This is a genomic window from Duganella sp. GW821-FHT01E12 (genome assembly GCF_059422325.1).
Genome location: NZ_JBWKWR010000002.1, coordinates 934,464 through 959,101 on the forward strand (window position 1 = coordinate 934,464; position 24,638 = coordinate 959,101).

Genomic DNA, 24,638 nt, shown 5'->3' on the forward strand with positions numbered 1-24,638 from the left:
TTTTCGCTGCTGGCTTGGCGGCGACTTTCTTCGCTGCTGGCTTGGCTGCTACTTTTTTCGCTGCTGGCTTGGCTGCTGCTTTAGCGACGACTTTTTTCGCTGCTGGCTTGGCGGCGACTTTCTTCGCTGCTGGCTTGGCTGCTACTTTTTTCGCTGCTGGCTTGGCTGCTGTTTTGGCGACGACTTTTTTCGCTGCTGGTTTAGCGGCTACTTTTTTCGCTGCTGGCTTAGCTGCTGCTTTGGCGACGACTTTTTTCGCTGCTGGTTTAGCGGCTACTTTTTTCGCTGCTGGCTTGGCTGCTGCTTTGGCTACTGGCTTGGCGGCGGCTTTTTTCGCGACTGGCTTGGCAGCTGCTTTTTTCACGGCTGGTTTAGCTGCGGCTTTGGCGGCTGGTTTGGCGGCGGCTTTCGCTGCTGGCTTGGCGGCGGCTTTCGCTGCGACAGGCTTCTTCGCTGGGGCGGCGGCTTTAGCGGCCGGTTTTTTTGCTGCTGGTTTCTTTGCGGCTGTTGCCATTTTTAGTTCTCCTTCATCGGGGATGGGAAAAATTCATTACAAGATTTAAACCCGTCCGGCCCGGAATTAGGCCAGGCGAATTATTCATCGGCACAAACGAACGACGGTTTGCGCTAATGAATTCGGCACCAGCTGAACTGCTGCAACCCCTCACGAGTGCAGCACTTCAGCCATCGACCTGGTCGCCGTCCGTGGCCGGACGGCGCTCAGGTACTAATCTTGTTGCGACGTTTTGCGGGTGGTCGGGCGTGTGTTCAGCTCCATGGACCTACGTCGCAGCCATGCACGGTTTTCGTTTTCAAACAAAAAACCGCCCAACCTGAACCTAATCAGGAAAGACGGCTCAACAAAAACAGTGTGGTCTTGTGCATATCTGTGTGAATCTGTATCCCGTATCGCGATCATTTCTGCGGCATGTGCGGCGTCAAATTTCCGCACATTTCAAAACACGCATTTTCAACTCGTAAAGTACACGAAAACCTTGTCGGTACGCAACCAGCACGATAGATATTCGCGCGCTTTTTTTCGCGTTAAGCTCGTCAACTCACATACGCATGCCGATTCTGCATGCCCGCTTGCGTCGCCGCGCTGCGATGTGCGCGCTCAATCGAGTTCGGAAAAGCGTTCGCGCTGTCGCGCGAAAAAAGAGCGCGTCAAAGCGCGCCTTATGCCGCCTGGGTTTCTGCGATGCCGTCATCGCCGGCGAAAAATCCGCACCACCCGCTTCCGAATCCGAGAGCGCTTGCGCATCGCTTGCGCGCCGCCGCTACTCACTGTTTTAATTTCGTCGCGATTATGAGACAGAGTGCGGCGAATGGCAAGCAGAATACAGCGGTGCGCGTGGACCGCACGCGCGCGCGGCGCGGCGCGCGATCGCACATCGCTCGATTCCACTCGCCGAATTCGCGTCGACGCGAGCGGATGTTCACGCCGGCGGCGACGCGCTTCGTCAAGCGTGGCAAGGCGCGCCGACGAACGCCACCGCGATCGGCCATCGACTCGGCGACGACCGATCGCGCGCAGGTGTCCGCGCGCCGCATCGACGGACCCGGTTTGCCGATGAACGCCGTCGTGCGTTTGGCTTCAGCTAGCGCCGGAGGATCTGCGTCTGCTGGACCTGGCGCGGGCGGCGCAGACGCTTGCGCAAGCAAAGGATGGGCAGCTCTCGCCCTGCTACGACCTGAGTTTCAATCCCGGCCCCGGCGGCGAGCATCGGACGCCGGTCATGGGCGAAAGCCGGGCGCCCGGTCTGGCCGACCTGCTGCGGCTTGCGGCGGACGCCGGCGTCATTGAAGCGATGGCGGCGCAGAGCGGCCTGTGGACGGATCTGGCCACGGCGCCCCGATCCGCACCGCGACGATCAAGGCCATCGGCCGCGCCATCGAGGCCAGCCGCAAGCGGCTGAGATAAGAAAGGGGCGTCACGGATTTCCGGGTATGTGTTTCGCGGCGCGGCGCTTCCTGCGGCGGGCGCTTCTTCCGGAGCCGGACTTGCACCGAGTGCCAGCATCTTGCGGCGCCGGAGCGCGTTCGCCTTCGGCCGGGCCGCTGTCTGCCTGTGCGCCGCCCTCGCGCAGTCGTGCTATCGCGGCTTTTCGCGCCGAGCGGCAGACGTCGGCCAGCAGCCATTCGCCGCTGCCGGGGAGGCGCAGCCACACGGCTTTCCATGCGTTGCGGTTGCCGCTGCCGTGCAGGTTGGCAAAGCACGACGGCGATACCGTGTGCCCTTCATATTGGATTTCCGCTCCCACCACCGTGGCGAAATAAGGCCGGCTGCCGAAGCTGGCGCGCAGCCTTGTGCCCTCGGGAAGAAAGACCTGCTTCCATTGGTATCCGGCCTCGGACGCCGCCGCAGGCTGCTGCGGGGCCGCCGGCGGCGGTTTGATGTAGTTGCGGATCGCTTCGATGACGAAGAGCTCCTGCGCCAGGGAATCCGACCAGAAATTGCCGGTGAATTCGCCCAGCTCGACCAGCACGTCGTCAGGTACGCGGATTGGGAATTGGAGCTTGTAAGAGGGCTTAATCTTAGGCGAGGCAGGGATGGGGGGCTCTCTAAAATCGGTTTTTACTAAGCGCTGCTAACCACTACTAACCTGTACTACGCAGCGCTATCACGTACTAAAAATGCCGTGCCGAATGCTAATCCTTACTAATTTTTTCGGCCTGTATTCGTTAGAGGCGATTAGTATTTTTTAGTGCCGCAAATAGCGCGGAACCGCACGAAATATCGATGGTTAGCATTGGGTAGTAGTGGTTAGCGGGTTTTAGTAAAAGCCGAAAAAATACACCCCGCCCTGCCCATGCCGGAGGTGCAGCCAACCTCAGGCGGTGCCAAACACGAGCAAGCAGCTTAACGCCATGGTTCCGGGCATGGGTTGGAGGCCGATGCCAGGGATGAGGGAAATAAAAAAAAACCCCTTGCCGTGAAGGCAAGGGGTTTCATATATGGCAACCGAGGAATTTAATCCCAGTTCAGCGCGCCACCGGTCTGGTACTCGATCACGCGGGTCTCGAAGAAGTTGCGTTCCTTCTTCAGGTCGATCATCTCGCTCATCCATGGGAACGGGTTGTCTTCCTGGTCGAACAGCGTCTCCAGGCCGATCTGCGTGGCGCGGCGGTTGGCGATGAAGCGCAGGTAGCCCTTGAACATGGTCGCGTTCAGGCCCAGCACGCCGCGCGGCATGGTGTCCTCGGCGTAGGCGTACTCCAGGTCCACGGCCTTCAGGAACAGCTGCTTGATCTCTTCCTTGAACGCAGGCGTCCACAGCAGCGGGTTTTCCATCTTGATCGTGTTGATCAGATCGATGCCGAAGTTGCAATGCATCGACTCGTCGCGCAGGATGTACTGGTACTGCTCGGCGGCGCCCATCATCTTGTTCTGGCGGCCCAGCGCCAGGATCTGGGTGAAGCCGACGTAGAAGAACAGGCCTTCCATCAGGCAGGCGAACACGATCAGGGACTTCAGCAGCTGCTGGTCGTTGTGCACGGTGCCGGTGGTGAAGGCCGGATCGGTCAGCGTGTTGATGAACGGGATCAGGAACTCATCCTTGTCGCGGATCGACTTCACTTCGTTGTAGGCGTTGAAGATCTCGCCCTCGTCCAGGCCCAGCGACTCGACGATGTACTGGTAGGCGTGGGTGTGGATCGCCTCCTCGAACGCCTGGCGCAGCAGGTACTGGCGGCATTCCGGGGCGGTGATGTGGCGGTAGGTGCCCAGCACGATGTTGTTGGCGGCCAGCGAGTCGGCGGTGACGAAGAAGCCCAGGTTGCGCTTGACCAGGCGGCGCTCGTCCTCGGTCAGGCCGTTCGGGTTCTTCCACAGCTCGATATCGCGCTGCATGTTCACTTCCTGCGGCATCCAGTGGTTGGCGCAGCCGGCCAGGTATTTGTCCCAGGCCCACTTGTACTTGAACGGCACCAGCTGGTTGACGTCGGTCTTGCCGTTGATGATGCGCTTGTCGTCGGCATTGACGCGGCGCGCGACTTGCTCGGCGTTCGCTTCGCCGGTGGCCAGCGCGGCCTGATTGATAGCAGCTTGTGATGCGGCCGGTGCGGCCTCTTCGTCCCAGGACAGCGACATGGTATTTTCCTTCTGAATTCGGTGTAAAAAGAACCGCCCGGACGGGCCGGGACGGTTCACTCTCTATATTAGTACGTTTTCCGCCAGCTTATTGGCAAGCTTCGCATTCCTCGAAACCATCGTCGCCCGGACGCAGGTAGCAGGCGGCGCCGTCGGCCTCGGCCTGGGCCACCGACGATGCCGCCGCCGCCGAACCGGCCAGGGCCGCCGTCGCCGGGCCGGCCGCCGTCATGGCGCTGGCCGACATGCCGCCGTCCACGGCCACCGCGTTCAGCGCGCCGGTCTTGGAGGTCGATTTCTCCATGTGGGTGGCGGCGATGGTGCGCAGGTAGTAGGTGGTTTTCAGGCCACGCAGCCAGGCCAGCTTGTAGGTCTCGTCCAGCTTCTTGCCCGAGGCGCCGGCCATGTAGATGTTCAGCGACTGCGCCTGGTCGATCCACTTCTGGCGGCGCGACGCCGCTTCCACCAGCCAGGTCGGCGACACTTCGAACGCGGTGGCGTAGATGTCGCGCAGGTCCTGCGGGATGCGGTCGATCTTGGCCAGCGAGCCGTCGAAGTACTTCAGGTCGGAGATCATCACCTCGTCCCACAGGTCGCGCGCCTTCAGGTCGCGCACCAGGTAGGCGTTGATCTCGGTGAACTCGCCCGACAGGTTGGACTTCACGTACAGGTTCTGGAAGGTCGGTTCGATGCAGGCCGACACGCCAATGATATTCGAAATGGTCGCGGTCGGAGCGATCGCCACGCAGTTTGAGTTACGCATGCCGAACTTCTTGATGCGCTCGCGCACCGGGGTCCAGTCCATCGCGGCCGAGGTGTCCTGCTCCAGGTAGCCGCCGCGTTCGTCGGCCAGCAGCTTGATCGAGTCCTGCGGCAGGATGCCGCGGTCCCACAGCGAGCCTTTGTACGACTGGTAGTGGCCGCGTTCCTCGGCCAGCTCGGTCGAGGCCAGGTAGGCGTAGTAGCACACCGCTTCCATCGAGGTGTCGGCGAAGGACACGGCTTCGTTCGACGAGAACGGAATGCGCATCATGTGCAGGCAGTCCTGGAAGCCCATCACGCCCAGGCCCACCGGACGGTGGCGCATATTGGCGTTGCGCGCCTTGTCGACGGCGTAGTAATTGATGTCGATCACATTGTCGAGCATGCGCATCGCGGTGCGGATGGTCTTCTTCAGCTTGACGTGGTCCAGCTTGCCCTCTTTCATGTGGGCCGGCATGTTCACCGAACCCAGGTTGCAGACGGCGATTTCGTCGGGACCGGTGTTCAGCGTGATCTCGGTGCACAGGTTGGAGCTGTGCACCATGCCCACGTGCGACTGCGGCGAACGGATGTTGCATGGGTCCTTGAAGGTGATCCATGGGTGGCCGGTTTCGAACAGCATCGACAGCATCTTGCGCCACAGGTCCAGCGCGGCGATCTTCTTGAACACGCGGATCTCGCCGGCGGCGGCCTTGGCTTCGTAGCCCAGGTAGGCTTTTTCGAAGGCCTTGCCGACCAGGTCGTGCAGGTCCGGGCAGTCCGATGGCGAGAACAGGGTCCACTCGCCCTTTTCCATCACGCGCTTCATGAACATGTCCGGGATCCAGTTGGCGGTGTTCATGTCGTGGGTGCGGCGGCGGTCGTCGCCGGTGTTCTTGCGCAGGTCCAGGAACTCTTCGATGTCCATGTGCCAGGTTTCCAGGTAGGCGCATACCGCGCCCTTGCGCTTGCCGCCCTGGTTGACCGCCACGGCGGTGTCGTTGACCACCTTCAGGAACGGCACCACGCCCTGCGATTTGCCGTTGGTGCCCTTGATGTGGGCGCCCAGCGCGCGCACCGGGGTCCAGTCGTTGCCCAGGCCGCCGGCGAACTTGGCCAGCAGGGCGTTTTCCTTGATGGCGTCGTAGATGCCTTCCAGGTCGTCCGACACGGTGGTCAGGTAGCACGACGACAGCTGCGAACGCAGGGTGCCCGAGTTGAACAAGGTCGGCGTCGACGACATGAAGTCGAAGGTCGACAGCAGGTTGTAGAACTCGATGGCGCGCGCTTCGCGGTCGGACTCGTTCAGGGCCAGGCCCATGGCGACGCGCATGTAGAACGCCTGCGGCATCTCGATGCGCACGTCGCGCACGTGCAGGAAGTAGCGGTCGTACAGGGTTTGCAGGCCGATGTAGCCGAACTGCAGATCGCGGTCGGCGACCAGCGCCTTGGCCAGGCGGGCCAGGTCGAACTCGGCCAGCTTGGTGTCCAGCAGTTCGTTGGCGATGCCCTTGGCGATGTATTGCGGGAAGTAGCTCACGTATTCGGCCGCCGCGGCGCCCTGCGCCACTTCCTTGCCGAACACTTCCTTGCGAATCGTGTGCAGCAGGATGCGGGCCGTCACCTGCGAGTAGGCCGGATCCTTTTCCATCAGCGCGCGGGCGGCCAGGATGGCGGACTTGTGCAGCTCTTCGACCGGCACGCCGTCGTACAGGTTCTTCAGCGTCTCGGCCACGATGGCGTCGGCGTCGACGTGCTTTTCCAGGCCGATGCAGGCGGCGTTGATCAGGCCGGTGACGCGGTTCATGTCCAGCAGCTTGCGCTCGCCGTTTTCGACCACGTGGATCTGCGGCGCGTCAATGGTCGCGGCGGCGCCCTGGGCTTCCTTGGCGGCGCGGCGCTCTTCCATGTGCTTGGCGCGGTACAGCACGTAGGCGCGGGCGACATCGTGTTCGCCGGAGCGCATCAGCGCCAGTTCAACCTGGTCCTGCACGTCCTCGATGTGGAAGGTGCCGCCCGATGGCTGGCGGCGCACCAGCGCGGCGACCACGCTGGAGGTCAGCTGTTCTACCAATTCGCGCACGCGCGCCGACGCCGCGCCCTGGCCGCCGTTGACGGCCAGGAAGGCCTTGGTCATGGCGATCGCGATTTTCGACGGCTCAAACGCGACGACCGCGCCGTTACGGCGGATGATGCGGTAGTCACCGAGGTCGCTGGCGGCCGTGACCGGGCTGCTGGCGGTGCTCGCAGCGGCTGCTGGTACCAGCGCTGGATTGATGGTGATGTCTTGAGTAGATTGCATTTAAGCTCCCCGATAACAGCGTGCAGTCAAAGCTGCGCGACGTAATGTTGTATAAAAAAAGGCCAAAATGAAGCGACCTGCCAAACCTGCCTGGCCGGTTAAACTGCAATAAAATGGGTGGTGAACTGGCCTTGAAGGCTTGCGAATAGTTTAAGAACCAGTGTCATGAGAACTACTATATCTAGTGATTGGTGTGAATCGATACACTGATTGTAGTGGTCGGATAATGGTAAGACAAGTAGAAATTTTGCCGTTTACGGCAATTTTTCTGTTGACATTCAAGAAGCCCTACGGGAAGCGCAATTCCCGGTTAGCAGCTACTAACGATAACCAGCATTTCCGGTACCTTTCCCAATCAAACAACGGTCCCGGATCGGTCTTGCGGCCCGGCGCGATGTGCTCGTGGCCCTGCACGTCGGTCAGCGGGTAGCGCGCCTGCAGCGCCACCGTCAGCTCGGCCAGCGCCGCGTACTGGGCCGGCTCGAAGCCGCTGCCATCGGTGCCTTCCAGCTCGACGCCGATCGAATAGTCGTTGCACCTCTCCCTTCCGCGGAACGACGACAGCCCCGCGTGCCAGGCCCGCTCGTTAGCAGAAACATACTGCATCACGCGGCCGTCGCGGCGGATGAAAAAGTGGCTCGACACCTTCAACCCCCGCAGGTCGGCGAACGAGGGGTCAGTATTATAGTCCAAGCGGCCGGTGAACAGGTCGGACACGTGCGGACCGCCGTAGCAACCGCCCGGCAGCGAGATGTTGTGGACCACCAGCAGCGTGATGTCGGCCGGGTCGGGACGGCGGTCGGCGTGCGGGCTGTCGTAGCGGATCGCCGGCAGCCACCAGCCGTCCGCCCCCACTGGCGGGCGGCTCACGCTTCCGGCTCCTGGATGTTGAGCTTTTGCATCTGGTAGCGCAGCTGGCGGAAGCTGATGCCCAGCAGCTGCGCGGCCTGGGTGCGGTTGAACTGGGTCTGCGCCAGCGCCCGCAGGATGATGTCGCGCTCGATCTGGTTCAGGTAATCGGGCAGGCTGCTGGGCAGCGCGTCCAGGTGCGGCAGCGCGGCCGGCGGCGCCGGTTCGGCCGGCGCCGACGCGGGCGGCGGTGCCACGGCCGCCTCGGCGCACTGCGGCGCCGGGGCCGAAGCCTCGGCGCTGCGCGCGCCCTTCAGCGCCAGGTCGGCCACCTCGATCACGCCGTCGTTGGCGAAGGCCAGCGCGCGCTCCAGGATGTTTTCCAGCTCGCGCACATTGCCGGGGAAGGAATAGGCGCGCAGGGTCTCCAGCACGCCCTCGCCCAGCCGCACCTTGTGCTCGAAGGTGCCCAGCCGCTCGAGGATGGCGCCGGTCAGCACGGCCAGGTCGTCGAGCCGCTCGCGCAGCGGCGGCAGGCTCAGTTCGATCACGTTCAGCCGGTAGAACAAGTCCTGCCGGAAGCTGCCCTGCTCCACGCACTGCGCCAGGTTCTTGTGGGTGGCGCTGATGATGCGCACGTCGACCGGCTCCTCGGCGGTGGCGCCGATCTTGCGCACGCGCCGCTCCTGGATGGCCCGCAGCAGCTTGACCTGCATCGCCAGCGGCAGGTCGGCCACCTCGTCGAGCATCAGCGTGCCGCCGTTGGCCGCCTGGAAGAAGCCGTCGCGCTCGTCGGCCGCGCCGGTGAAGGCGCCCTTGCGGTAGCCGAAGAACTCCGCCTCCATCAGCGCCTCGGGAATCGCGCCGCAGTTGACGGCGATGAAGGGCTTGCCCGCGCGCGAACTCTGGGCGTGGATCTCGCGCGCGGCCAGCTCCTTGCCGCTGCCCGATTCGCCGTTGATGGCGATCGGCGCCATCGAGCGCGCCAGCCGCGCGATCTGCGCGCGCAGCGCCTGGATCACGGCCGACTCGCCCTTGAGCCGGCTGGCCGGCGGGGCTGCGCCGGGCGCCGCGCCGGCCGGCGGCTCGGCGTTCAGCCGCAGCGCCGACTGCACCATCACGCGCAGCTGGTCCAGCGCCACCGGCTTGGAGATGTAGTCGAAGGCCCCGGCCTTGAGCGCGATGACGGCGTTGTCGGCGCTGCCGAAAGCCGTCACCACCGCGATCGGCGTGTTCTTATAGGCGGCGCTGACCTCGCGCACCAGCTCCAGCCCCAGGCCGTCCGGCAGGCGCATGTCGGTCAGCACCAGCTGGTATTCGCGTTCGGCGTTGGCCAGCAGGCCGCGCGCCTGCGCCAGCGTGGCCGCGCTGTCGACATCCAGCCCCATTTTCAGCAGGGTCAGTTCCAGCAGCTCGCGCAGGTCGGCCTCGTCGTCGACGACCAGCACGCGCGGGGCGCGTTGGGAACCTCTAGCACTCATCAAACAGCCTTTCTACGTCTGCGCCGGATGGGCGAAGGTGATTACGAAGCGCCCGCGCGAGCGGGGAGTCCCATCGGGGCTGTCTTTGATATCAAAACGATATTCGTAGTCCAACCGCGCTTCGTTATTCAAACACAATTCGCGCGCCAGATATAGTCCCAGGCCGGTCCCCTTGCTCGATGTGGTGTAAAACGGCTCGAACAAATGGGCCCGCACCTCGGGCGAGATGCCGGGGCCGTCGTCCTGCACATGCAGCTCCAGCGGCCGCGCCTTCTCGCTCACCAGCTCCATGCGCACCGAGGCCGGCGCGCCGCTGGCGTAGCGCACCGCGTTGTTGAGCAGGTTGAGCACCACCTCGCGCAGGTGCAGCGCGTCGAAGCGCACCAGCGTGCCGGCCGGCGCCGACACCGCCAGCAGGTCCGGCGGCAGGCCGTGGGTGTCGACGAATTCGGTTTTGAGCTCGGCCAGGAAGAGGTCCAGCGCCAGCGGCTCGCCGTGCGGCTGCACCTTGCGCGACAGCTGCAGGATGTCCTCGACCATGCGGTTGACCCGCGCCACGTTGTCGCCGACGATCTGCAGCAGCCGCAGGTGGACGGTGCTGTCGAGATCCTCGCCCAGCAGCGCGGTGGCGTGGCCGATGGCCGACAGCGGATTGCGCACCTCGTGCGCGATGCTGGCCGTGAGCCGCCCCATCGACGCCAGCTTCAGTTGCTGCGCCTGGTTCTCGATGCCGGTCACGTCCTGCAAAAAGATCACGCTGCGCTCGGTGTCCAGGCCGGCCGTGTCGACCGCCGCGAAGCGCACCTTCAGGTGCGCGGCCAGGTCGCGCCGCGCGCTCCAGGCGGCCGTCACGTCGCGCAGCGCCGTCTCGGCATACGGCTTAATGGTGACGTAGGCGGTGCCGCGCGCGGGGTCGGCGCGCCACTCGGCGTAGGCCTGGGCCAGCGGCGCCAGCGCGGCGGCGGCCGACAGCCGTAAGCTCATCTCCGGCCCGACCATGCCCAGCATCTGCTGCGCGGCCGGATTGCCGGCGAACACCTGGCCGTCCGGATCGACCACCAAGATGCCGTCGCCGACGTTGGCCATCACCAGCCGGTTGACGGCCTGCTGCACGGTGATCTCGACGCCGCGCCGGATCGCCAGCTCCTCCTGGCCGATCAGGCGCGCCGCCATGCGGTTGACCACCAGCACGGCGGCGAAGAAGGCCGCGCCATACAGGCCCGCCTGCAGGTAGGGCTGGTCGCCCGCCATCATGAACACCTGCCAGGTCGATTCGGCCAGCATGAACAGCGCCACCAGCGCGGCGCAGAACAGCGACAGCATCAGCGGCGCCAGGATGGCCACGCCGGCCAGCGGGAACAGGTAGAGGATGGCCAGGCCGCTGCGCAGGCCGCCGCCGGCCACATACAGCAGCGAGATGATGGCCAGGTCGCAGGCGATCTGCGACAGCAGCTGCAGCAGGAAGCGGCGCTGCCAGTACACCGCCGTCAGCGCGAACAGGATCGCCAGGCCCAGGTAGAGCAGGCAGATTTGCAGGTACAGATAGTTGCCGGAGGCGCGCAGGCCGTGGTTGTCGAAGCTCAGGTAGACCAGCAGCACCAGCGCGATCACCACGCGGGTGGCGTTGAGCGTCTGCAGCGAACGCCAGAAGGTTGCGCGCGATCCGGCCGACAAGGCTTGAAGGCGCGCGATCATGCGCGGCGGCCTAGGCGGCCGGCAGCGTGGCGTGGGCCGCGCTGCAGTAGTCGCGGCCGCGCGCCTGCACGGTTTCCGATGCCGGATAGAAGATGCCGCAATGGGCGCATTGCAGCATGGTCTCGGCTTCGGCCACGGCCCCGGCCTCGGCCTGGCCGGCGGCGCGGCCGGCCGGCTGCCCCGGCTCGCGGAACTGCTGCTGGTGGCGCTTCTGCGCCTCGCGGATCTTGCTGCGGATGGCGAAGATCACCAGGAACACCAACGCCAGCCAAAAAATTATACGGCTCATGCCCAACCCTTATGCAAAACCACTTCAAACACAAAACGGCTGCCGACGTAGGCCAGCAACAAGGTGGCGAATCCGGCCAGCGTGAAGCTCAGCGCGGTCTTGCCGCGCCAGCCGCGGAAGCGCCGGCCCGCCAGCAGCGCGGCGAACAGCAGCCACGACATCATGGTGAACACCGACTTGTGGTCCCATTTGAGCGCCTGGCCGAACAGCTGTTCCGAGAACACGATCCCCGACAGCACCGTCAAACTGAGCAAGGTGAAGCCTATGCTTATCATGCGGAACAGCAGCTTCTCCATGGTCAGCAGCGCCGGCAGCTGGTCCAGCGCGGCGGCCAGGAAGCCCTTGCGCTCGGTGCCCGCGTGCAGGCGCTTTTCCTGCAGCGCCATCAGCACCGCGTGGAAGGCGGCCACCGTCAGCGTGCTGTAGGCCAGCGTGGCGATGGCGATGTGCCAGCCGAACAGCGGCGACTTGCCCTCCAGCGCGATCACGCTGCCGGGGAAGCCGGCCTGCAGCGCGGCGGCCAGCGCCGCGTTCGGCATGACCAGGCGGCGCATGCCGTCCAGGCTGAAGTTGCGGTTCTCGATCCAGTAGGCGCCCACCGACACCCACAGCGCCGACGACAGCATGGCGGCGAAGCCGATGCGGATGGCGCCGGCGCCGCCGGCCACCTCGGACCACAGGCCGGCGCCGTGCAGCAGCCAGGCGGCGGCCGTCACGGCGGAAATGAGCCCGGCGCGGCGCGACGGCAGCGCCGCGCATAACAGGTACAGCGCGATGGCTGCCAAGAGTAGGATAGTCTGCATGTCCGGCAGTTTACACCATCGCTCAGTCGACGGCTGCCATGCGCAGCTCGTCGTTGTGGTGGCGCTGCTGCTCCTCCATCACCAGCTGGCCCAGTTCGCGCTTGAGGGCGTTGAACTCGGCGGAGGCCGGATCGCGCAGGCGCGGCAATTCCACCATCAGGTCGCGCTTGACGGTGCCGGGACGGTAGGTCATCACCACGATGCGGTCGGCCAGGTAGATCGCCTCCTCGATGCTGTGGGTGACGAAGATGATGGTCTTCTTCAGCTCGGCCCAGATGCGCAGCAGCTCGTCCTGCAGGTTGCGGCGGGTCAGCGCGTCCAGCGCGCCGAACGGCTCGTCCATCAGCATGATCGGCGAATCGAGCGCCAGCACGCGGGCGATGGCCACCCGCTGGCGCATGCCGCCCGACAGGTCCTTGGGGAAGCGCTGCTTGAAGTCGCCCAGCGACAGCATGGCCAGCAGCTGGTCGACCTTGGCCGCGATCTGCGCCTTCGGCATGCCCTTGATTTCCAGGCCGAAGGCGATGTTCTTTTCCACCGTCATCCACGGGAACAGCGCGTATTCCTGGAACACCATGCCGCGCTCGGGTCCCGGTGCGCGCACCTCCCTGCCGTCGGCCAGGATGCGGCCGGAACTGGGCGGCGCGAAGCCGGCGATGGCGTTGAGCAGCGTGGACTTGCCGCAGCCAGACGGCCCCAGCAGGCAGACAAACTGGCCCTGCGGGATCTCCAGGTCTATGTCCTTGAGCGCCACCAGCTCGCGCCCGGCGGTCTGGAACACCTTGCTGACGTTGGCGACGACGATGTGATGAGGGTTCATCAGTTCTCCAGGCCGCGGTGCCAGCGCAGCAGATGGTTGTTCAGTTGATTGACGGCGGTGTCGATGATCAGGCCGATCAGGCCGATGGTGATCATGCCGGCCATGATCTTGTCCGACCAGAAGTACTCGCGCGCCTCCAGGATGCGGAAGCCCAGGCCGTTGTTCACGGCGATCATCTCGGACACGATCACCACGATGAAGGCGGTGCCGATGCCGATCCGCACGCCGGACAAGATATACGGCACGGCGGCCGGCAGGATCACCCGCAGGAACAGCGTGCTGCCGCCGGCGCCGAGGTTGCGCGCGGCGCGCAGGTAGATGCTGTCGACCTGGCGCACGCCGGCGATGGTGTTCATCAGCACCGGGAAGAAGGCGCCCAGCACGATCAAAAAGATGGCCGGCGGATTGCCCAGGCCGAACCACAGGATGGACAGCGGGATGTAGGCGATGGGCGGAATCGGCCGCAGCAGCTGCATCAGCGGATTGAGCCAGGCGTACACGGTCTGGCTGGCGCCCATCACCAGGCCCAGCGGCAGCGCCAGCGCGGCGCCGATGGCGAAGCCGACCAGCACGCGGTACAGGCTGCCGAGGGCGTCGACGATCAGCTCGCCCGACACGGCCCACAACAGCCAGCTGCCCTGCTCCGGGCTGTACGGCTGGACCGGCAGCAGATAGGCGATCCAGCGTTCCAGCACCGCCAGCGGCGACGGCAGCATCTGCGGATTGACCCAGCCCTTCATCGACACCAGCTGCCACACGCCAATCACCAGCGCCGGCACGATCAGGCCGACGCCCGCCTCCCTCGCGTTGAACTTGGCCATTTACTTGACGCCCAGGCTTTTCTTGGCGGCGTCCAGCAGGTCGGTCTTGACCCACTCCCTGGCGGCGGGCGGCTTGCTCATGCGGCCGACGCCGGTCTTGAACATGACGTCGGTGGTGATCTGGATGTGCTCGGGCGTGATGTCGTAGGAGTACGGCGAATTGCCGATGGCGTCGTTGAAGTCTTCCTTGGTGATCTGGCCCTTGAACACGGTCTCGCGCACATACTTCTCGGCCACGGCCGGCTGGTCGATGAAGGTCTTGGTGGCCTCGACGAAGCAGCGCATGAACTTCTCGGCCAGCGGCCGCTTCTCCTTGTAGAACTTCTCGGTCATCACCATGGTGCGCACCGGCTCGCCGATCGGGGTGTCGTAGGGCTTGACGATCTCGTTGCCGTAGCCCTTGTTGATCGATTGCGAGGACTGCGGCTCGGAGTTCATCATGGCGTCGATGTTCTTGCCCAGCAGCGCCTGGTTCAGATCGGCGTAGGCCAGGTAGATCAGCTGCACGTCCTTGCCCGGCTGGTCCGACGCGGAGAGGCCGGCCTGCTGCAGCTCGGCCAGCAGCAGCACCTCCTGGATGCCGCCGCGCGTGACGCCGACCTTCTTGCCCTTGAGGTCCTTGACGCTCTTCATCTTGAGGTCGGCGCGCCCGACCAGGCGCGCGCCGCCCTTGGCGAAGCCGGCCACCACGAAGATGGGCGCGCCGCTGGCGCGGCCGGAGATGGCCGCCTCGGACGCCGTGGTGCCGACGTCGAGCTCACCGGCGATGATCCCCTGCATCACGTCCAGGCCCTTGGCGAACACCCGCTCCTCGACCTTGATGCCGCACTTGGGGGCGATCTCCTTGATGTAGGAAACCGCGCCGTAGTGGGCGAACTTCAGGTTGCCCAGGCGGACCACCTCCTGCGCCGACGCCGCCCCTGCGGCGGCCGCGCACAGCGTGGCGATGGTCAAAGTCTTGCAGATTGCCTTCAATTTCATCCGTCTCTCCTGGGTGGAAAATCATGGCCGGCGGCGGCCGCGGTTTTTTTAGTGTAGCGATCATACCAAGCTAAACATGACTTGCCTATCGCGCCGCCGGGGCCGCCGCCGCGCGTACGGCGCCGGGCGTGACAAAGTGTGCAATTTGCCGCGGGTAAAAAGTCTAGAATTCCCGGCATTAGGCATTGGTTAATGTTGCCATTTTTGCGCGCCCACCGGGCCGCGCCCACTCCGCGATCCACGATGCGTACGGCGCGCTACGCGATACACCATACACAATCATCTTTCAAAGGATCTTCATCATGTCTTATCCGCTTACCTACCGCGGCCGGCGCAACGCCTGCGGCCTGATCCTGTCGGCGGCCCTGCTGGCCGCCTGCGGCGGGGGCGGCGGCGGTAGCGCCGTCACGCCGCCGCCAGCCAGCGCCACCGAACTGCAACTGTCGCCGGCGCCGGGCCAGCTGCCGGCCGGCGGCGCGCCGGTGGCGATGACCGCCACGCTCAACGGCGCCGGCAGCGTCAGCTGGTCGCTGGCGGCGGGCAGCCCGGGCACGCTGTCGGGGACCAGCGGCGCCACGGTCAGCTACGCGCCGCCCGCGCCCGGCGCCGTGGATCGGCCGACGCCGGTCACCATCACCGCCAGTTCGGGCGGCCTGAGCAAATCCATCACGCTGAACCTGACGCCGGCGCCCGGCCTGTGGCTGGTGGCGGGCGCCCTGGGCGGCAGCGGCAACCTGGACGGCAAGGGCGGCGACGCCCGCTTCTCCAGCCTCAACGACATCAGCGGCGACGCGGCCGGCAATGTCTACCTGAGCGACAACGGGCTGCTGCGCAAAGTCTGCCCGGACGGCACGGTCAGCACCATCCCCAACTACAACTACAATTTCCACTGGAGCCTGGTCGCCGCCTCGCCGGATGGCGCCACCCAGTATTTCATCATCAACCTGCCGAATCCGCTCTCCCCCAACGCCGACAACCTCCATCTGTACGCCAGGAAAAGCGATGGCAGCTACGTCGATTACGACCATGCCGACAACACCGTCAAGATCGCGGCGGACAACGACAGCGTCTACCGGCTGGTGTATGACCCCTACGGCAACACCCACTACGCGGCCATCGTCCGCCGCCGCACCGGGGACAAGAACAGCGTGCTGGTGGCCGGCGACTACAATTCGGGCAGCTATGTCGACGGCCCGGCCGGCGTCGCCCGCCTCTACAAGCCGACCGACATGCTGCTCGAGCGCGACGGCAATCTGATCGTCATCGACAACGGCAGCCTGCGCAAGGTCGCGCCGGACGGCGCCATCGCCACGCTGGTGCGCGGCCAGCCGCAGGACGCGCCGGACGACGGCAGCGGCGCCGTGCTGCACGGCGCCCGCAGCCTGACGCTGGACCGCGACGGCAACGTGCTGCTGATGGAACGGCCGAAGAAGGACGGCGGCTACGCCATCCGCAAGGTCAGCGGCGCCACCGTCACCACGCTGTACCAGGAGAGCGACCCGGCGCCGGCGCCGTATGCGTATGCGGCCTACACCGCCGACGCGGTCGGCTACCCGTCGCCCGACACCCTGCTGTATGCCACCGCCGACGGCCGCCTGCTGGTCGGCAACCGCGTGCGGCTGCGCATCGTCGGCGCCGACGGCAGCCGCGCGCCGTTCGCCGGCCTGGGCCTCGACACCGGCGCGCTGGGCAAGGACGGCCAGGGCGCCGCCGCCAGCTACCACCGGCCGGGCAGGCTGGCGGCCGACCGCGACGGCAATATCTATTCGGTCGAGATGCGCTGGTCCGACGATGAAATCGAACGCCAGTACAACGAAGCGAGCAAGCGCGCCATCGTGCGCAAGACCACCCCGTCCGGCCAGGTCAGCACGGTTTTCGACCGTGAACTGGGGACGGTCACCGGGCTGGCGATCGACCACGGCGGCCGCCTGTACATTTCGCTGCTGTACGACGCCGCGCGCGACGCCGGCGGCGCCGTCTACCGGCTCGACGCCGACGGCCCGACCCTGATCGCCGGCGCCGCCGGCGCCACCGACGCGCCGCAGAACATCGACGGCGACGGCGCCGTGGCGCGGTTCGTCCGGCCGCAGGATCTGGCCATCGACGCCGACGACAACCTGTATGTGACCGAGCCCTACGCCAACATCGGCGACACCATCTACCGGCCGCGGCTGCGCAAGATCACACCGGCCGGCGTGGTCAGCACCATCGCGGCCGCGCCGGACGCGCTGGCCCCGCCGCCGCTGCCGGCCAGCGCCAACCTGGCGCCGGACGGCCTGCATTACGCCGTCAGGAACGGCACCGTGGTGCGCACCAACGCCGACGGCAGCAAGACCGTGGTGGCCGGCAAGGCCAACGTGGTCGGCACGCGCCTGGGCGCGCCGGCCGACGCCGTGCTGGGCAACGCCACCAGCATCGTCCCCACCGGCCCCGGCACGTTCGCCATTGCCGTGGACGGCGCCATCGTGCGGCTGGTGCTGCCGTAACGGCGCGCAGGCGACGCCGGCGCGCGCGTCGTCGAGCGACGCCGCCCGCGGCCGGGCCGATGGGGTAAAATGGCGGCCACTGTTCATTCCGGGTTCATCATGCTAGACAATCTTACCCAACGCCTTGCCAAGGTCGTTAAAACCATGCGCGGCGAGGCCCGCCTGACCGAGGCCAACACCGCCGAGATGCTGCGCGAAGTGCGCCTGGCGCTGCTCGAGGCCGACGTCGCCCTGCCCGCCGTGCGCGAATTCATCGCCAAGGTCAAGGAAAAGGCCCTGGGCGAGGAAGTGATCTCCTCGCTCACGCCCGGCCAGGCCCTGGTGGGCGTGGTGCAGCGCGAGCTGGCCGCCATCATGGGCGCCGACCTCGGCCCCGAGGCCGCGCAGCTGAGCTTTGCCCAGCAGCCGCCCGCCATCATCCTGATGGCCGGCCTGCAGGGCGTGGGCAAGACCACCACCGTCGGCAAGCTGGCCAAGTACCTCAAGGAAGAAAAGAAAAAGAAGGTGCTGACCGTCTCGGCCGACGTGTATCGTCCCGCCGCGATCGCCCAGCTGCAATCGGTCACCGCCCAGGTCGGCGCCGACTTCTTCCCGTCCACCGCGCAGGACAAGCCGGTCGAGATCGCGCTGGCCGCGCTGGACTGGGCCAAGAAGCACTACCACGACGTGCTGATCATCGACACCGCCGGCCGCCTCGGCATCGACGAGCAGATGATGCAGGAGATCGCCGCCGTGCACGCGGCGGTCAAGCCGATCGAGACCCTGTTCGTGGTCGACGCCATGCTGGGCCAGGACGCCATCAACACCGCCAAGGCCTTCAACGACGCGCTGCCGCTGACCGGCATCGTGCTCACCAAGCTCGACGGCGACTCGCGCGGCGGCGCCGCGCTGTCGGTGCGCCACATCACCGGCAAGCCGATCAAGTTTGCCGGCGTGTCGGAAAAGCTGGACGGCCTGGAGGCGTTCGACCCGGCCCGCATGGCCAACCGCGTGCTGGGCATGGGCGACATCATGGCGCTGGTGGAAGAGGCGCGCAAGGGCGTCGACACCAAGGCCGCGGCCGAGCTGGCGGCCAAGGTCAAGTCGGGCGGCAAGTTCGACATGAACGACTTCAAGGCCCAGCTGGGCCAGATGAAGAAGATGGGCGGCATGGCCAGCCTGGTCGACAAGCTGCCGGCCCAGTTCCAGCAGGCCGCCGGCGGCGCCAACATGGACCAGGCCGACAAGCAGGTGCGGCGCATGGTCGGCATCATCGACTCGATGACGCCGCAGGAGCGCGCCAAGCCCGAGCTGATCAAGGCCACCCGCAAGCGCCGCATCGCCGCCGGCGCCGGCGTGCAGGTGCAGGAGGTCAACCGCATGCTGACCCAGTTCGAGCAGATGCAGACCATGATGAAAAAGCTCTCGGGCGGCGGCATGATGAAGATGATGCGCTCGATGAAGGGCATGATGCCGGGCATGCGCTAAGTCGGGTCGCGGCCCGGCCGGCACAGGGAAAAGCGCGCCGCCGCGGTGCGCCGCCCGGCGAAAGCCCGTGTTTACGTGGTGTTTCCGGGAAAAAACGCGAAAAACACTTGCATACTCAGTAAATCACCACCAATATTAGCCGGTGCGATCAATTGCGCAATTTTCCATGTGTTCGTTAAGGAGGCTCGAAGATGGCAACAGCCAAAAAAACCCCAGCAGCAGCACCAGCCAAGAAAGCCGCCGCGAAACCGGCAGCCGCAAAAAAGGCAGCACCCGTGAAAGCAGCAGCCAAGCCAGCAGTGAAAAAAGCAGCCGCCCCGGCCGCGCCGCGCAAACCGAACGCCGCCTTCATGAAAGCGATGACGCCCTCGGCCACCCTGGCCGCCGTGGTGGGCGCCACCCCGCTGCCTCGCACCGAAGTGACCAAAAAAGTCTGGGATTACATCAAAAAGCTCGACCTGCAGGATCCGGCCAACCGCCGCATGATCAATGCCGACGACAAGCTGAAAGCTGTATTCGGCGGCAAAGCCCAAGTGTCTATGTTCGAAATGACCAAGCTCATTTCCGACCACCTGAAATAAGCGCAGCGGCCAGTACAGCCGCGCCGGGATGCCGTCCTCGCTCACGCGACGACGGCATTTTTTATTAGCAAAAATGGGGTCAAGTCTGACATTCGGACACGGCCTCTGCCGTAGCGGCCGCTACGGCAGAGGCCGTGTCCGAATGTCAGACTTGACCCCACTTTATTTCCAGCTGTTCCAGGCCGACAGCACGGCGTTCGGGTACTCGGGACGGCCGCGGCTGCCGTTGTAGCGGCCCAGCGCCAGGTACAGATTGCCCGCCTCCATGTCGATGTACATGCGCAGGATGGCGCAGCCGTAGCGCAGATTGGTCTGCATGTTGAACAGGGCGCTGCGGTTGCGGTCGCCGATCACGTTGGTCCAGAACGGCATCACCTGCATGTAGCCGCGCGCACCCACCATCGACACCGCGTACTTGCGGTAGGCCGATTCCACCTGGATCAGCCCCAGCACCATGCCCGGCTCCAGCCCGGCGCGCCGCGCCTCGTACCACACGGTGGCCAGGAACTCGTTGCGGGTCTGGACGTCGGGCAGCTTGCGCTGCAGCCGCGCCGACGCCTGCGCCAGCCAGCCCTGGTAGCGCTGGCGCTCGGTCTCGCTGCGGAAGGTCGGCTGCGGCGGGGTCGCGTCCTTGATGGCGTTGGCCAGCGCCAGCCGAACCGAATCGGCCAGCGCTTCCTCCTTCTGGTTGCCGGCGTGGGCCGCGCCGGCCAGCGCCAGCGCCACCGCACACCCGGCCAGCGCGCGTTTCACGGTCACGCCGCCATTTTGCCTTGGATGAAGCTGACGATGTCGGCCACCGGCACGGCGGTCGCCTCGCTGTCGCGGCGGCCCTGGTATTCCAGGTTGCCTTCCTTCAGGCCGCGCTCGCCGATCACCACGCGGTGCGGCACGCCGATCAGCTCCCAGTCGGCGAACATGCCGCCCGGACGCAGGCCGCGGTCGTCGAGGATGACGTCGATGCCGGCCGCCTGCGCGTCGGCGTACAGCTGCTCGGTGGCCTGCTTGACCGCCTCGCTGCGGTCCATGCCCATCGGGCACAGCACCAGCTCGAACGGCGCCAGCGACGCCGGCCAGATGATGCCCTTGTCGTCGAAGTTCTGCTCGATCGCCGCGCCCAGGATGCGGGTCACGCCGATGCCGTAGCAGCCCATCTGCAGCGGCGCAGGCTTGCCGTTCTCGTCGAGGAAGGTGGCCTTCATGGCTTCCGAGTACGCGGTGCCGAGCTGGAACACGTGGCCCACCTCGATGCCGCGCTCGATCGCCAGCACGCCCTTGCCGTCCGGCGAGGCGTCGCCCGCCACCACGTTGCGCAGGTCGGCCACGATGGCCGGCTCGGCCATGTCGCGGCCCCAGTTGGCGCCGGTGTAGTGGTAGCCGGCGTCGTTGGCGCCGCACACGAAGTCGGCCATGTTGGCCACCGTGCGGTCGGCCACCACGGTGACCGGAGCCTTGGTGCCGATCGGGCCCAGGTAGCCCGGCACGCAGCCGTACACTTCCAGTATCTCCGCCTCGGTCGAGAAGCGGTGCGCCGCCAGGCCCGCCACCTTGCCGACCTTGACTTCGTTCAGCTCATGGTCGCCGCGCAGCAGCAACATGAAATACTGTTTAGCCAGTTTGCCGTCGGTCTCGGTCTCCACCGTCAGCGCGATGGTCTTGACGGTCTGCGACAGGTCCAGCTTGAGCAGCTCGGCCACGGCCTCGCACTTGGTGGCGTCCGGCGTGGACGTCTTGGTCAGCGCCTGCGCGGCGGCCGGACGGGCGGCCGCCAGCGGCAGCGCCTCGGCCGCCTCCATATTGGCCGCGTAGTCCGAGCTCTCGCAGTACACGATGGCGTCCTCGCCGGTGCTGGCGATGACGTGGAATTCGTGCGAACCGGTGCCGCCGATGGCGCCGTTGTCGGCCGCCACGGCGCGGAACTTCAGGCCGAAGCGGGTGAAGATCGCCACGTAGGCGTCAAACATGACCTTGTACGAGGCTTGCATGCCGGCCAGGTCGCGGTCGAACGAGTAGGCGTCCTTCATGGTGAACTCGCGGCCGCGCATCAGGCCGAAACGGGGACGGCGTTCGTCGCGGAACTTGGTCTGAATGTGGTAAAAATTCAACGGAAGCTGCCGGTAGGATTTGATTTCCGACCGCACCACATCGGTGATGACTTCCTCGGACGTCGGCTGGATCGCGAAATCGCGGCCGTGGCGGTCCTTCACGCGCATCAGTTCCGGACCCATCTTGTCCCAGCGTCCGGTCTCCTGCCACAGCTCGGCCGGCTGCACCAAAGGCATCAGCAGCTCAATGGCGGCGGCCTTGTTCATCTCTTCGCGGATGATGGCCTCGACCTTGCGGATGATCCGCAGGCCCATCGGCATGTAGGTGTAGATGCCCGAACCGAGGCGTTTGATCATCCCGGCGCGCATCATCAGCTGGTGGCTGACGATCTCTGCGTCGGACGGCGCTTCTTTAAGCGTGGAAATAAAAAATCGTGAGGCGCGCATACGGTGAATTCTTTTTAAAAAGAGAGAGTTATAATCAACCTAATTTTAAAGGATTAGCTGGCTGATGCGTCCATACTTTATACAAATGCGTTCAATTGATGCCTCTTCGGCCGTTTTCGTACCCCGAAAACCCAGCCGTAGCGCGGTTTTGTGGGCAAAAATATAAGCAGGGAACTCGGTCGCAGAAAGTTTGAGGTGCAATATGCTCGATCGTGAAGGGTTTCGGCCCAACGTCGGCATCATCCTGCTGAACGCCCAGAACGAGGTGTGGTGGGGCAAGCGGGTGCGCGAGCACTCATGGCAATTTCCGCAAGGCGGCATCAAATACGGAGAAACGCCGGAACAGGCGATGTATCGGGAGCTGGAGGAGGAGATCGGATTACGGGCCGAGCATGTCAAGATCGTCGGCCGCACGCGCGACTGGTTGCGCTACGAGGTGCCCGACCACTTCATCAAGCGGGAGATCCGCGGCCATTACCGCGGCCAGAAGCAGATTTGGTTCCTGTTGCGCATGTGCGCGCGCGACAACGACGTCAACCTGCGCCTGACCGACCATCCCGAGTTCGACGCCTGGCGCTGGCACGACTACTGGGTGCCGCTGGACGTGGTGATCGAGTTCAAGCGCGAGGTCTACCAGCGCGCGCTGCAGGAGCTGTCGCGCTTCCTGACCTGGCCGGCCAACGGCCACGACCGGCGCCACCACGGCTCGCGCTATCTGCGCCAGCCGCATCCGCCGCGGCCCGCGGCCGACGCGGCCCCGCCCTGCGGCACGGAGGCGCCGGCGGCGGCCGACACGGCGCCCGAGCCTCAGAAAAAAAGCGGCTAGGCAAAACGGGACAGCGACGCTGTCCCGTTTTTTTTTCGTCAGACGATCTGTCACACGATATGGCAGGCCTCGGCGAACGCCAGGCGCGGCGCGCGCGGGCGCAGCCTGGCGGGGTCGCCGTAGCCGAGGTTGCACAGGAAGTTGGACTTGACCGTGCCGCCGGCAAAGAAGGCCTGGTCCACCACCGCGTTGTCGAAGCCGGACATCGGCCCGCAATCGAGGCCGATGGCGCGCGCCGCCATGATCAGGTAGCCGCCCTGCAGCGACGAGTTGCGGAAGGCGGTGGACTGGATCGCCGCGTCGTTGCCGGCGAACCAGGAGCGGGCGTCGACCGCCGGCGACAGCCGCGGCAGCTTTTCATGGAACGCCAGGTCCATGCCGACGATGACGGTGACCGGCGCCGCCATGGTCTTGTCGGCGTTGCCGGCCAACAGCGCCGGCCGCAGCCTGGCCTTGGCCTCCGGCGAGCGCACGAACACCAGCCGCGCCGGCGAACCATTGGCCGAGGTCGGCGCCCATTTCATCAGGTCGTACAGCAGTTCCAGCTGGGCGTCGTCCACTTCGCGCTCCAGCCAGCCGTTGTGGGTGCGGGCCCGGTAAAACAGGGTGTCGAGGGCGGTTTGATTGAGCATGGGCGGGTCCGTCGGATGGGGCTATAGGTGGTTACACACTACACATTTTACGCAGCGGGTACAATGGCGCCATGTTTAATCCCTCTTCCGACGACGTGCGCCGCTTCTTCTGCGAGACCTTCCGCAAGCTGCGCGCCAATGAAATCCTGACGCCGCTTGAAACCATGGCGGCCGACTGGGTGCGCCACCATCCCGAGTACCACGACGTGCTGGGCGACGTCGACGCCGCGCTCGCGCGCGACTACGCGGCGGGCGGCGCGCAGGCCAATCCCTTCCTGCATTTGTCCATGCACCTGTCGATCGACGAGCAGATCTCGATCGACCAGCCGCGCGGCATCCGCGCCGCCGCCACCGCGCTCACGCTCAAGCTCGACGACGCGCACGCGGCGCAGCATGAAATCATGGAATGCCTGGGCGAGATGATCTGGACCGCCCAGCGCAACGGCACGCCGCCGGACGGCGACGCGTATATCGAGGCGATCCGGCGCCGCCTCTGAACAGCCGGGGTCGTGTCCGAATGTCAGACTTGACCCCCGCTGTTTTTAGCGGTGCACCGCCAGCGTGCCCGGCAGGCTGTGCAGGTAGGCCGCCAGGTCCTTGATGTCCTGGTTGCTCAGCGGCTTGACCTGGCCGGTCATGATCGCGTTGTTGCGGCCGTTGGCGCCGTCGCCGCGCTTGTAGGCGGTCAGCGCGTGCTCCAGGTAGTCCTTGTGCTGGCCGGCCAGCTTGGGATAGGTGGGGTCGATCGGGGTGTTGAAGTCCTTGCCGTGGCAGGCGAAGCAGCTGTACTTGTCGGCCAGCGCCTTGCCGGCGTCGATGTTGCCGCCGGCGACGGCGGAGAAGGAGGCGCAGCACAGCAGCGCGGTGATCAGTTTTTTCATGGGCTCGTTCCTCATTTCGCGGCGGTGGCGGTGGCGGTCTGCTGCGAATAGAACGCGGCGACGTCGGCGATGTCCTGGTCCGACAGGCCGGCGGCGATGCCCTTCATCGACGGCTGCTTGCGGTCGCCCTTCTGGTAGGCCTTGAGCGCGCTCTCGATATACTTGGCCGACTGGCCGCCGATCATCGGCACCTGGAACACTTCGGGGAAGGTGGCCTTGTAGCCGGGGATCCCGTGACATCCAATACACATTTCAATCTTCGCTTTGGCGTTCTGGGCGTTGCCCACGAGATCCGCCGCCGTGGCGATTTGAGCTAGGCCTGCGAGCACGAGAAGTGCGGTGATTTTTTTCATGGTATTTGCAAGGTAAGTAATCGGATACTACCGCGGATGCAAAAC

The 24,638-nt window shown here is 65.4% G+C and carries 22 protein-coding genes; 5 read left to right on the forward strand and 17 right to left on the reverse strand.

Annotation, left to right across the window (positions count from 1 at the left end):
- The 12 genes from AC07WS_RS09435 to AC07WS_RS09490 all read right to left on the reverse strand — a co-directional run.
- Positions 1-514 (reverse strand): hypothetical protein (locus tag AC07WS_RS09435; RefSeq protein WP_494728783.1); only part of this gene is annotated, 514 nt, incomplete at its 3' end.
- 1,420 nt (positions 515-1,934) lie between these two features.
- Positions 1,935-2,489 (reverse strand): hypothetical protein, encoded by a 555-nt coding sequence (locus AC07WS_RS09440; protein WP_494728784.1) that lies wholly within the window; start codon positions 2,487-2,489, stop codon positions 1,935-1,937.
- A gap of 485 nt (positions 2,490-2,974) precedes the next feature.
- A complete protein-coding gene (locus AC07WS_RS09445; RefSeq protein ID WP_161098068.1) occupies positions 2,975-4,093 on the reverse strand; it encodes a ribonucleotide-diphosphate reductase subunit beta in 1,119 nt (372 codons plus the stop codon).
- An 88-nt stretch (positions 4,094-4,181) separates the two neighbouring features.
- Positions 4,182-7,136 (reverse strand): ribonucleoside-diphosphate reductase subunit alpha, encoded by a 2,955-nt coding sequence (locus AC07WS_RS09450; protein WP_494728785.1) that lies wholly within the window; start codon positions 7,134-7,136, stop codon positions 4,182-4,184.
- Positions 7,137-7,424: 288 nt separating this feature from the next.
- Positions 7,425-8,006: a 1,6-anhydro-N-acetylmuramyl-L-alanine amidase AmpD gene (gene ampD / locus AC07WS_RS09455; protein WP_494728786.1), complete on the reverse strand. Its 582-nt coding sequence runs from the start codon at positions 8,004-8,006 to the stop codon at positions 7,425-7,427.
- Positions 8,003-9,466, reverse strand: coding sequence for a sigma-54-dependent transcriptional regulator (locus tag AC07WS_RS09460; RefSeq protein ID WP_494728787.1), 1,464 nt, complete (start codon positions 9,464-9,466; stop codon positions 8,003-8,005). The genes ampD and AC07WS_RS09460 overlap by 4 nt, the downstream gene beginning before the upstream one ends.
- A gap of 12 nt (positions 9,467-9,478) precedes the next feature.
- Entirely contained in the window at positions 9,479-11,161 is a 1,683-nt protein-coding gene (locus AC07WS_RS09465) for a sensor histidine kinase (protein WP_494728788.1), read from the reverse strand.
- A gap of 10 nt (positions 11,162-11,171) precedes the next feature.
- Complete coding sequence (locus AC07WS_RS09470) at positions 11,172-11,450, reverse strand: PP0621 family protein (protein ID WP_494728789.1); 279 nt, start codon at positions 11,448-11,450, stop codon at positions 11,172-11,174.
- On the reverse strand, positions 11,447-12,253 hold the full coding sequence (locus AC07WS_RS09475) for a cytochrome C assembly family protein (RefSeq protein ID WP_494728790.1): 807 nt from the start codon (positions 12,251-12,253) through the stop codon (positions 11,447-11,449). The genes AC07WS_RS09470 and AC07WS_RS09475 overlap by 4 nt, the downstream gene beginning before the upstream one ends.
- Before the next feature lie 22 nt (positions 12,254-12,275).
- Positions 12,276-13,073 carry an ABC transporter ATP-binding protein gene (locus tag AC07WS_RS09480; RefSeq protein ID WP_494728791.1) on the reverse strand — a complete coding sequence of 266 codons (798 nt, stop codon included), beginning with the start codon at positions 13,071-13,073 and terminating at the stop codon, positions 12,276-12,278.
- Positions 13,073-13,894, reverse strand: coding sequence for an ABC transporter permease (locus AC07WS_RS09485; protein ID WP_494728792.1), 822 nt, complete (start codon positions 13,892-13,894; stop codon positions 13,073-13,075). The genes AC07WS_RS09480 and AC07WS_RS09485 overlap by 1 nt, the downstream gene beginning before the upstream one ends.
- Positions 13,895-14,875, reverse strand: a complete 981-nt coding sequence (locus AC07WS_RS09490; protein WP_494728793.1) for an ABC transporter substrate-binding protein — start codon at positions 14,873-14,875, stop codon at positions 13,895-13,897. It lies immediately after the preceding gene.
- 302 nt (positions 14,876-15,177) lie between these two features.
- On the opposite strand from AC07WS_RS09490, the gene AC07WS_RS09495 reads away from it, so the two are divergent.
- The 3 genes from AC07WS_RS09495 (at position 15,178) to AC07WS_RS09505 (ending at position 19,409) form a co-directional block, all read left to right on the forward strand.
- Entirely contained in the window at positions 15,178-17,361 is a 2,184-nt protein-coding gene (locus tag AC07WS_RS09495; protein ID WP_494728794.1) for an NHL repeat-containing protein, read from the forward strand.
- 99 nt (positions 17,362-17,460) lie between these two features.
- On the forward strand, positions 17,461-18,828 hold the full coding sequence (gene ffh / locus AC07WS_RS09500; protein ID WP_486061324.1) for a signal recognition particle protein: 1,368 nt from the start codon (positions 17,461-17,463) through the stop codon (positions 18,826-18,828).
- Between the two features lie 191 nt (positions 18,829-19,019).
- Positions 19,020-19,409 (forward strand): SWIB/MDM2 domain-containing protein, encoded by a 390-nt coding sequence (locus tag AC07WS_RS09505; protein WP_071658983.1) that lies wholly within the window; start codon positions 19,020-19,022, stop codon positions 19,407-19,409.
- A 162-nt stretch (positions 19,410-19,571) separates the two neighbouring features.
- Here the strand turns inward: AC07WS_RS09505 and AC07WS_RS09510 are convergent, their stop codons facing one another.
- Positions 19,572-20,168, reverse strand: coding sequence for a lytic transglycosylase domain-containing protein (locus AC07WS_RS09510; protein WP_494728795.1), 597 nt, complete (start codon positions 20,166-20,168; stop codon positions 19,572-19,574).
- Positions 20,165-21,901, reverse strand: a complete 1,737-nt coding sequence (locus tag AC07WS_RS09515) for a proline--tRNA ligase (protein WP_494728796.1) — start codon at positions 21,899-21,901, stop codon at positions 20,165-20,167. The genes AC07WS_RS09510 and AC07WS_RS09515 overlap by 4 nt, the downstream gene beginning before the upstream one ends.
- Positions 21,902-22,103: 202 nt before the next feature.
- Between AC07WS_RS09515 and AC07WS_RS09520 the strand changes: the two genes are divergently transcribed.
- Positions 22,104-22,727 carry an RNA pyrophosphohydrolase gene (locus AC07WS_RS09520; RefSeq protein WP_494728797.1) on the forward strand — a complete coding sequence of 208 codons (624 nt, stop codon included), beginning with the start codon at positions 22,104-22,106 and terminating at the stop codon, positions 22,725-22,727.
- Positions 22,728-22,777: 50 nt separating this feature from the next.
- Here AC07WS_RS09520 and AC07WS_RS09525 read toward each other — a convergent pair whose 3' ends face one another.
- Entirely contained in the window at positions 22,778-23,359 is a 582-nt protein-coding gene (locus tag AC07WS_RS09525; RefSeq protein WP_494728798.1) for a malonic semialdehyde reductase, read from the reverse strand.
- A gap of 71 nt (positions 23,360-23,430) precedes the next feature.
- On the opposite strand from AC07WS_RS09525, the gene AC07WS_RS09530 reads away from it, so the two are divergent.
- The gene (locus AC07WS_RS09530; protein WP_494728799.1) at positions 23,431-23,856 is read left to right on the forward strand and encodes a DUF1841 family protein; all 426 of its coding nucleotides are present in this window, start codon (positions 23,431-23,433) and stop codon (positions 23,854-23,856) included.
- 45 nt (positions 23,857-23,901) lie between these two features.
- Here the strand turns inward: AC07WS_RS09530 and AC07WS_RS09535 are convergent, their stop codons facing one another.
- Together AC07WS_RS09535 and AC07WS_RS09540 are read right to left on the reverse strand one after the other, a co-directional pair.
- Positions 23,902-24,240 carry a c-type cytochrome gene (locus tag AC07WS_RS09535; RefSeq protein WP_494728800.1) on the reverse strand — a complete coding sequence of 113 codons (339 nt, stop codon included), beginning with the start codon at positions 24,238-24,240 and terminating at the stop codon, positions 23,902-23,904.
- 11 nt (positions 24,241-24,251) lie between these two features.
- The gene (locus AC07WS_RS09540) at positions 24,252-24,593 is read right to left on the reverse strand and encodes a c-type cytochrome (RefSeq protein ID WP_494728801.1); all 342 of its coding nucleotides are present in this window, start codon (positions 24,591-24,593) and stop codon (positions 24,252-24,254) included.
- Between the last annotated feature and the right edge of the window lie 45 nt (positions 24,594-24,638).